Source organism: Pseudomonas sp. HP_01 (assembly GCF_055284355.1).
This window is the reverse complement of sequence record NZ_JBTOPV010000014.1, coordinates 89641-97668: the sequence shown is the minus strand read 5'-3', so window position 1 is coordinate 97668 and position 8028 is coordinate 89641. Positions and strand designations below refer to the sequence as shown.

Sequence of the window (8028 nt, the reverse complement as noted above, 5' to 3'; positions counted from 1 at the left end):
CTCGCTGCTTACTTCGTCCAACTCTTTGATTATCAAGGAGTTTTCCGTTTCGTCTGCGCCGGAAGTGGGGCGAATTATAGACAGATCCAGAGGGGCGTCAAGCACTTATTTATACTTTAGTGGCAACGTTGCTGCTCTTGACCCGACGACGCTGGATACGCCCAGCAATTACGGGAATCCTGAGGACTAGAAGCAACACGCCGATCGTTGCATATACGGCCCACTCCTTCAGATCCGCCCGCACAATCCACAGCATGTGAAGCAAACCCAGCCCCAGAATCAGGTAACTGAGCCGATGAAGTTTCTTCCAGCGCACTCCCAAACGACGCTGACTGTAGCGATTGGACGTGACCGCCAGCGACAGCAGCCCCAGAAAACCCAGCGCGCCGACAATAATGTACGGCCGCTTGACCAGCTCCACGCCCAACTGAGCCCAGTCGAAGCCCAGGATAAAGAAGCCGTAACCCAGCATGTGCAGCGACACATAGGTGAAACACCACAACCCCAGCTGGCGGCGAACCGCAATCCAGCCTGGCCAGCCGGTTGTGCGCTGTAACGGAGTCATGGCCAATGTGATCAAAAGCAACACCAGCGTTCCCAACCCGAGGCGATCTACCAGCACCTTCCCCGGATCAGGCCCCAAAGCAAAAATCCACGCCTGGTAGAGCCAATACGCCGGTACTACAGCTGCAGCGATGAACACCGACACTCGCCAGTAGATGAAGCGCATCAATAGTTTTTCCGTAAATCCAGGCCTGTATACAGAGAAGCAACCTGCTCCCCATATCCGTTGAACATCTCGGTCTGGCGAATGTTCGGGCTGAACAGCCCGCTGGGTAGACGCCGCTCGTGGGCCTGGGTCCAGCGTGGGTGGTCAACCGTCGGGTTCACATTGGCATAAAAACCGTACTCGCTTGCCGCAATGCTTTGCCACGTGGTCTTCGGCTGCTCGCTGGTCAGACTGATGCGCACGATGGACTTCACGCTTTTAAAGCCGTATTTCCAAGGCACCACCAGACGCAGCGGCGCGCCGTTCTGATTGGGCAGCTCCCGTCCATACATGCCCACCGCCAGAATCGCCAGCGGGTTCATCGCCTCGTCCAGGCGCAGCCCTTCTACATAAGGCCAGTCGATCAATGCAAAGCCGGAGCGCTGACCCGGCATGGTCTTCGGGTCCTGCAGCGTTTCGAAGCGGATGTATTTGGCATTCGCCGTCGGTTCAACCTGCTTGAGCAACTCGGAGATCGGGAAACCCAGCCATGGAATCACCATCGACCACGCCTCTACGCAGCGCAGGCGATAAATACGCTCTTCCAGCTGATAGGGCTTCATGAAGTCTTCGAGAGCGTAGCGGCCAGGCTTGGCCACCTCTCCATCGATGACAACGCTCCACGGCTCGGTCTTCAAGGAACCGGCGTTTTGCGCAGGATCACCCTTGTCGGTGCCGAACTCGTAGAAGTTGTTGTAGTGGGTCGCGTCCTTGAACGGCGTGATCGTCTCGTCTTTGACGGTGACGGCTTGCCACTTCGTGCTGGATAACTTGCCTTTGAACCAGTCAGGGGCAGCGCCGGCTTCGACGTCAGCGTAGCGGGAGGCTTCTTCGGCTTGGGCCCAACGCGGCATCGCGCTTACAGCGAGCCCTGCGAGTGAGCTGCCGAGCAACGCGCGGCGGGACAGATAAATAGATTCGGGCGTGACATCCGACTCTTTGCAATCGGATGTGGAGGGGATCTTGATCAACATGATGACTCCGCAGTTATAGAGAACTGAAGCATCTATAGCTGCGGAGTATGCGGGAAATGCAGCCTGACTAACTACCTCTGGCGACGCAGACGCAGCAGGTATTGGATCGGACCCGATGCTGCATAGCCGAGGAAGATCAGCAGCAGAATGCGCGGCGGATCACTGAACACCACGGCGAACACCAAAACAACGGCCAGAATCGCAACAAACGGCACGCGCCCCTTGAGATCCAGCTCCTTGAAGCTGTTGTACTTGATGTTGCTCACCATCAGCATCCCGGCAGCAGCAACCAATAGCGCGACCAGAAACGACAGTTTCGAACCCTGAATGCCGTAATCGCTGAATGCCCAGACCGTGCCCGCCACAACGCCTGCAGCGGCAGGGCTTGCCAGGCCGATGAAGTAACGCTTGTCCGCCTTGCCCACCTGAGTGTTGAAGCGGGCCAGGCGCAACGCCGCTCCCGCGACATAGATAAAGGCGACCATCCACCCGACCTTGCCCATATCACCCAACGCCCAGCCAAACGCCAACAGCGCCGGCGCCACGCCAAAAGCGACCATGTCGGACAGCGAGTCGTACTCTGCGCCGAATGCGCTTTGTGTGTTGGTCATCCGCGCGACGCGGCCGTCCAGACCATCCAGCACCATGGCAACGAAGATGGCGATGGCGGAAAACGCGAAGTATTTGCTCGCGCTTACCTGATCACCCGCACTCAACGCGCTCTGCGCACTCATGGCGCTGATGATTGCGTAGAAGCCGGCGAACAGGTTCGCGGTAGTGAACAGATTGGGCAACAGGTAGATACCGCGATGACGGACCTTGCGCCCCTCGTCGTCGTGACCCTCTTCAATGTGTTCATCAATCGGTAGCAGGCTTTCGGCGTCAGAAGCCTTGTTCGGCTCTTCGGGACGTTCGCTCATGGACAATACCTTGCAGCTGAAGAATTTCGACAAATGCTTGTGGCCTCCGGGCCGACAAACGATGCAGCTTTATACCAGATGAGCCCCCATAACGAAAAAACGCGACCCGAGGGCCGCGTTTTTTCATGCAAGGACTGATCTGCGATCTTAGTTCTTGGCTTGGTCGACGATCTTGTTCTTCGCGATCCAAGGCATCATCGAGCGCAGTTGCTCACCGATGATTTCCAGGCCGTGCGCCTTGTTGTTGCGACGCTTGGCGGTCATCGAAGGGTAGCCGCTGGCGCCCTCGGCGATGAACATCTTGGCGTATTCGCCGTCCTGGATGCGCTTCAGAGCGTTGCGCATGGCCTGACGGGATTCGGCGTTGATGACTTCCGGACCGGTCACGTACTCGCCGTATTCGGCGTTGTTGGAGATCGAATAGTTCATGTTGGCGATACCGCCTTCGTACATGAGGTCAACGATCAACTTCAGTTCGTGCAGGCACTCGAAGTATGCCATTTCCGGCGCGTAACCGGCTTCAACCAGGGTTTCGAAACCGGCTTTGACCAGCTCAACGGTACCGCCACACAGAACGGCTTGTTCGCCGAACAGGTCGGTTTCGGTCTCGTCCTTGAATGTGGTTTCGATGATGCCGGTACGGCCGCCACCAACACCCGACGCGTACGACAGAGCGACGTTCTTGGCGTTGCCCGAAGCGTCCTGGAAAACGGCGATCAGGTCAGGAATGCCACCGCCTTTGACGAATTCGGTACGCACGGTGTGGCCCGGTGCTTTCGGCGCGATCATGATGACGTCGAGGTCGGCACGAGGAACAACCTGGTTGTAGTGAATCGCGAAACCGTGGGAGAAGGCCAGCGTTGCGCCCTTCTTGATGTTCGGCTCGATTTCGTTTTTGTACAGCTGGGACTGGAATTCGTCCGGGGTCAGGATCATGACCAGGTCTGCAGCGGCGACAGCGGAAGCCACGTCGGTCACTTTCAGGCCGTGAGCTTCAGCTTTGGCGACAGTGGCGGAACCCTTGCGCAGGCCAACGGTGACATCAACGCCGGAGTCTTTCAGGTTGCACGCTTGAGCGTGGCCCTGGGAACCGTAACCGATGATGGCAACTTTTTTGCCCTGGATGATGGAAAGGTCGCAGTCTTTGTCGTAATAAACTTTCATGAAATTCCCCTGATAACTTGGCCGCAAGGCCATTTGCAAAATTGGATTAGATGCTCAGCACTTTGTCGCCCCGGGCAATGCCCGTGACGCCGCTTCGTACGGTTTCCAGAATGGCCGTCGTGCCAATCGCCTGGATGAAGCTGTCCAGCTTGTCGCTTGTCCCGGTCAACTGCACGGTATAGACGCTGCTGGAGACATCGACGATCTGGCCGCGAAAAATGTCGGTGGTGCGCTTGATCTCGGCACGCTGAGCGCCGGTGGCTTTCACCTTGATCAGCATCAGTTCACGCTCGATATGGGCGCTCTCCGACAAATCGACCAGCTTGACCACCTCGATCAGCTTGTTGAGGTTCTTGGTGATTTGCTCGATCACTTCATCATGGCCAACGGTGGTCAGCGTCAGACGCGACAGGGTCGGGTCCTCGGTTGGCGCCACAGTCAGGCTTTCGATGTTGTAGTTGCGCTGCGAAAACAGGCCGACCACACGAGACAGCGCGCCCGGTTCGTTTTCCAGCAGTAGCGAAATGATGTGGCGCATGGTTATGTCCGCTCCGTCTTGCTCAGCCACATGTCGCGCATGGACCCGTCTCTGATCTGCATCGGATAGACGTGCTCACTGACGTCAACCTGGATGTCGAGGAACACCAGACGATCTTTCATGGCGAACGCCTCTTCCATCTTCGGCTTCAGGTCCTTCAGATCGGTGATGCGCATGCCAACGTGCCCGTAAGCCTCGACCAGCTTCACGAAGTCAGGCAGCGACTCCATGTAGGAATGCGAGTGACGGCCGCTGTAGCTCATGTCCTGCCACTGACGGACCATGCCGAGCACGCCGTTGTTGAGCAGGATGATCTTCACCGGCAGGTTGTACTGCAGACAGGTCGACAGTTCCTGAATGTTCATCTGAATGCTGCCTTCGCCGGTGACGCAGGCGACATGGTCATTCGGGAAACTCAGCGCAACGCCCATCGCGGCAGGCAGACCGAACCCCATCGTGCCGAGACCGCCGGAGTTGATCCAGCGGTTGGGCTTGTTGAAGCGGTAGTACTGAGCCGCGAACATCTGGTGCTGGCCCACATCGGATGTGACATAGGCATCGCCGTTTGTGACCTCACACAGCGTCTCGATCACGGTCTGCGGCTTGATGACGCTTCCGTCACCACGGTTGTACGGGAACAGATCACCCCCGGCGCGCCATTCTTCGATCTGCTTCCACCACGTCGCGACCGAATCCTTGTTAGGGGTTTCGGCAAGCTCTTTGAGGGTCGCAACCATTTCGGTCAACACGCTCTCGACCGGCCCGACGATTGGCACGTCGGCCTTGATGGTCTTGGAGATGGATGCCGGATCAATGTCGACATGAATGATTTTGGCGTTCGGGCAGAACTTCGCCGGGCCGTTGATCACGCGGTCATCGAAACGCGCGCCGACCGCAAGAATCACGTCGGCGTGGTGCATAGCCAGGTTGGCGGTGTAGCTGCCATGCATCCCCAGCATGCCGACGAACTGGCGATCAGTGCCCGGGTAGGCACCCAGCCCCATCAGCGTGTTGGTAACCGGAGCGTTCAACTGCTGCGCCAGTTCGGTCAATTGCGCCGAACCGTTGCCCATGATCACACCGCCACCGGCGTAGATGACCGGGCGCTTGGCCGCGACCAGCATTTCCACGGCCTTGCGGATCTGACCGGAATGGCCACGAACCGCCGGGCTGTAGGAACGCAGTTTGGCTTTCTTGGGGAAAACGTATTCGAACTTTTCAGCCGGGTTGGTCATGTCTTTCGGAATATCGACGACAACAGGACCAGGACGACCGGATTGAGCGAGGTAGAACGCTTTCTTCAGGACTTCCGGGATTTCCGACGGGTGCTTGATCATAAAGCTGTGCTTCACGATCGGCCGGGAGATACCGATCATGTCGGTTTCCTGAAACGCGTCGGTACCGACCATGTTGCTCGGGACCTGACCGGACAGCACCACCATCGGAATCGAATCCATGTAGGCGGTCGCGATACCGGTGATGGCATTGGTTGCGCCGGGACCCGAAGTCACCAGCACAACGCCTGCCTTGCCGGTGGCGCGGGCGTAACCGTCAGCCATGTGAGTTGCGGCCTGCTCGTGACGAACGAGGATGTGGCTCACAGCCGGTTCTTTGAACAGCGCGTCGTATATATGCAGGAGGGCACCGCCAGGGTACCCGTAGATGTGCTCTACACCTTCGTCACGCAAAAAGCGGACGACCATTTCAGCGCCAGATAAAAGCTCCACGTTGTTCACCTCTAAAACGCCAGAATACCGTCCACACAAGCGAGGAGACGGGTCTTAATAGGTTTACTGCAAAGCAGAGCATGAGCGACGGTGGTCGCCGACTACGTCAGCACTGACTGAGCAAGTATTGGGATCGCCCCTTAAGTGTTTCGGGGTCTTCCCACCCAGCGCGAGGTAACGCGTTGCGGGTGTTACGGGTCGGCGCGGGTGTGCGCCTCATGATCTACCGAGACGGTCTGCTTCTGGCAGTCCCTCTACAGCGAACTTTGGATTGTTCGGATTCGCCCCTCTCAAGTCAAGTCATCGATGCGCTTTCTTCGTCCGCCGCCCGCTAAAAGGCACCGAATGAGGTCGTGGCGTCACGCTTGTGATAGGTTTCCGGCCATTGCCACAGAACTAAGGAACCGGGAATGCGCTGGATGATGCTTGCAGCGACGCTGACACTTGCCATCGCCCCGGCGGTCAGCCAGGCGGCGCAGATATACAAATGGGTCGACGCCCAAGGCGTCACGCATTTCGATGCCCAGCCGCCTGCCGGGCAGACAGCACAGGAAATCGATACCGGGAAACCCGTCGCTGCCCCACCTGCCCCGCCGCCGCAGAATCAGGACGGCGCCCGCGAGCAGGAAGCAGTCGATGCCAAAGTCAGGAAGCAGGTCGCGGCTCAAGAAGCCAAGCGCAAAGAGGCGTGCGACGAACAGCGTACCAACCTGGCCCAGCTGCAGAACAACCCGCGGGTGCGACAAGAGGTGAATGGCGAGTTCAGGCGGTTTACGGAAGAAGAACGGCAAGCGCGCATCGCCGAGGTCAAGAAATACCTCGACGACCAATGCAACTGAGGGTCAGACGGACTCAGTGATTAACCGGTCAAAGTCTTTCAGCAGCACCAGCAGGTAGCGCGCTTCGCGGATACGGCTGGCGTAAACCATTTCCGCCATTTCCAGGATGCCGGATGCCGTGGGCAATGGCAGATCCTGTTCAAGGATGATCTTCATGCGCGGCAGGAAGATCCATTGCAGCCACTGATCAAAATCCAGCGTGTCGACGCAGAAGGGCTCACGACTGGACAGCGACTCATCGCTGGGCGGCACCTCCTTCCACCACCCCAGCACCCGCAATTCGCGCTCGATCAACAGCAATTGGTCAGCGATTTTCGGAAAGCGTTTATCCATTGGCTTTCTGCCGCGCCAGTGCTGCGCCGGCTGCGTCACCCTGCTTCTCACGCGTTTGGGCAATCAACCCCCAAAGACTGGCTTGAAGGCTGGCGCGACCATTGGCGTAGGTGAGAGCGCGACGGGCTAATTGTTCGGCCTGAGGCGCATCGCCCTGGGCCAGACGCACTTGCGCCAGACGGTAAAGAACCTGCGGCTCACGGGGAGCCACGCGCTGCGCACGTTCAAGGCTCGATGATGCGCCGTTGAGGTCGCCACCGGATTGCTGTTGCTGAGCAGTGGTCAGCAACGCCAGCACCGGCCCATCCAGTTGCTCATCTTCCGACAACCCGCCGCTGGACGCAGACGGAATGCCAGTCGGCGCCGACGCCGGCATGTTGTAGGTATTGCTGGTCGCCGGCGGCGGTGTGTAAGTGTTGTTCGCCGGTGCCTGATTAACCGGCGCCGTATTGATCGGTGCAGTGCTGATCGGCGCCGTGGTGGGTGGCACGAACGTCGAAATAGGTGCACCACTGGCGTTGGCGCCGCCGGGGACCATGACCGTGACACCGGAATCTTCCTGAATCGTCTGCGACTGCGCAGGTGCCTGCACCGGCGCGCGGTAGGTGTTGTTGCGAGTAGACGAAACGCGCTCGCCGTTTGAAACGCGTGACCCTGAATCCACCACCGGAATTGCACTGCGCGTCTGGGACGCGCAACCGTTGAGCAAAACCAGAGCCGTTACAGCCGGAATCCACCACTTGTTCACGTCACATCCTCTTTGC

General features: G+C 58.4%; 9 protein-coding genes. 1 reads left to right on the top strand and 8 read right to left on the bottom strand.

The genetic code is table 11. From position 1 onward, the window contains the following. Nucleotides 1-109: 109 nt before the first annotated feature. From msrQ to ACYAR8_RS10890, 6 genes are all read right to left on the bottom strand, one after another. Nucleotides 110-730, bottom strand: coding sequence for a protein-methionine-sulfoxide reductase heme-binding subunit MsrQ (msrQ, locus tag ACYAR8_RS10915; RefSeq protein ID WP_463579877.1), 621 nt, complete (start codon nucleotides 728-730; stop codon nucleotides 110-112). Continuing rightward, entirely contained in the window at nucleotides 730-1743 is a 1014-nt protein-coding gene (msrP, locus tag ACYAR8_RS10910) for a protein-methionine-sulfoxide reductase catalytic subunit MsrP (protein ID WP_463579876.1), read from the bottom strand. Before msrP ends, msrQ begins: the two co-directional genes overlap by 1 nt. A 71-nt stretch (nucleotides 1744-1814) precedes the next feature. After that, on the bottom strand, nucleotides 1815-2663 hold the full coding sequence (gene pssA / locus ACYAR8_RS10905; protein ID WP_074892650.1) for a CDP-diacylglycerol--serine O-phosphatidyltransferase: 849 nt from the start codon (nucleotides 2661-2663) through the stop codon (nucleotides 1815-1817). Between the two features lie 147 nt (nucleotides 2664-2810). Continuing rightward, complete coding sequence (gene ilvC / locus ACYAR8_RS10900) at nucleotides 2811-3827, bottom strand: ketol-acid reductoisomerase (RefSeq protein WP_463579875.1); 1017 nt, start codon at nucleotides 3825-3827, stop codon at nucleotides 2811-2813. 46 nt (nucleotides 3828-3873) lie between these two features. Continuing rightward, the gene (gene ilvN / locus ACYAR8_RS10895; RefSeq protein WP_074892648.1) at nucleotides 3874-4365 is read right to left on the bottom strand and encodes an acetolactate synthase small subunit; all 492 of its coding nucleotides are present in this window, start codon (nucleotides 4363-4365) and stop codon (nucleotides 3874-3876) included. A gap of 2 nt (nucleotides 4366-4367) precedes the next feature. Next, on the bottom strand, nucleotides 4368-6092 hold the full coding sequence (locus tag ACYAR8_RS10890; protein ID WP_074892654.1) for an acetolactate synthase 3 large subunit: 1725 nt from the start codon (nucleotides 6090-6092) through the stop codon (nucleotides 4368-4370). Between the two features lie 410 nt (nucleotides 6093-6502). Between ACYAR8_RS10890 and ACYAR8_RS10885 the strand changes: the two genes are divergently transcribed. Beyond that, nucleotides 6503-6931, top strand: coding sequence for a DUF4124 domain-containing protein (locus ACYAR8_RS10885; protein WP_463579874.1), 429 nt, complete (start codon nucleotides 6503-6505; stop codon nucleotides 6929-6931). 3 nt (nucleotides 6932-6934) lie between these two features. On the opposite strand, the gene ACYAR8_RS10880 is transcribed toward ACYAR8_RS10885, so the two are convergent. Together ACYAR8_RS10880 and ACYAR8_RS10875 are read right to left on the bottom strand one after the other, a co-directional pair. Beyond that, nucleotides 6935-7264 carry a YqcC family protein gene (locus tag ACYAR8_RS10880; protein WP_074892646.1) on the bottom strand — a complete coding sequence of 110 codons (330 nt, stop codon included), beginning with the start codon at nucleotides 7262-7264 and terminating at the stop codon, nucleotides 6935-6937. Then, nucleotides 7257-8012, bottom strand: coding sequence for a tetratricopeptide repeat protein (locus tag ACYAR8_RS10875; RefSeq protein ID WP_463579873.1), 756 nt, complete (start codon nucleotides 8010-8012; stop codon nucleotides 7257-7259). Before ACYAR8_RS10875 ends, ACYAR8_RS10880 begins: the two co-directional genes overlap by 8 nt. Nucleotides 8013-8028 lie beyond the last annotated feature (16 nt).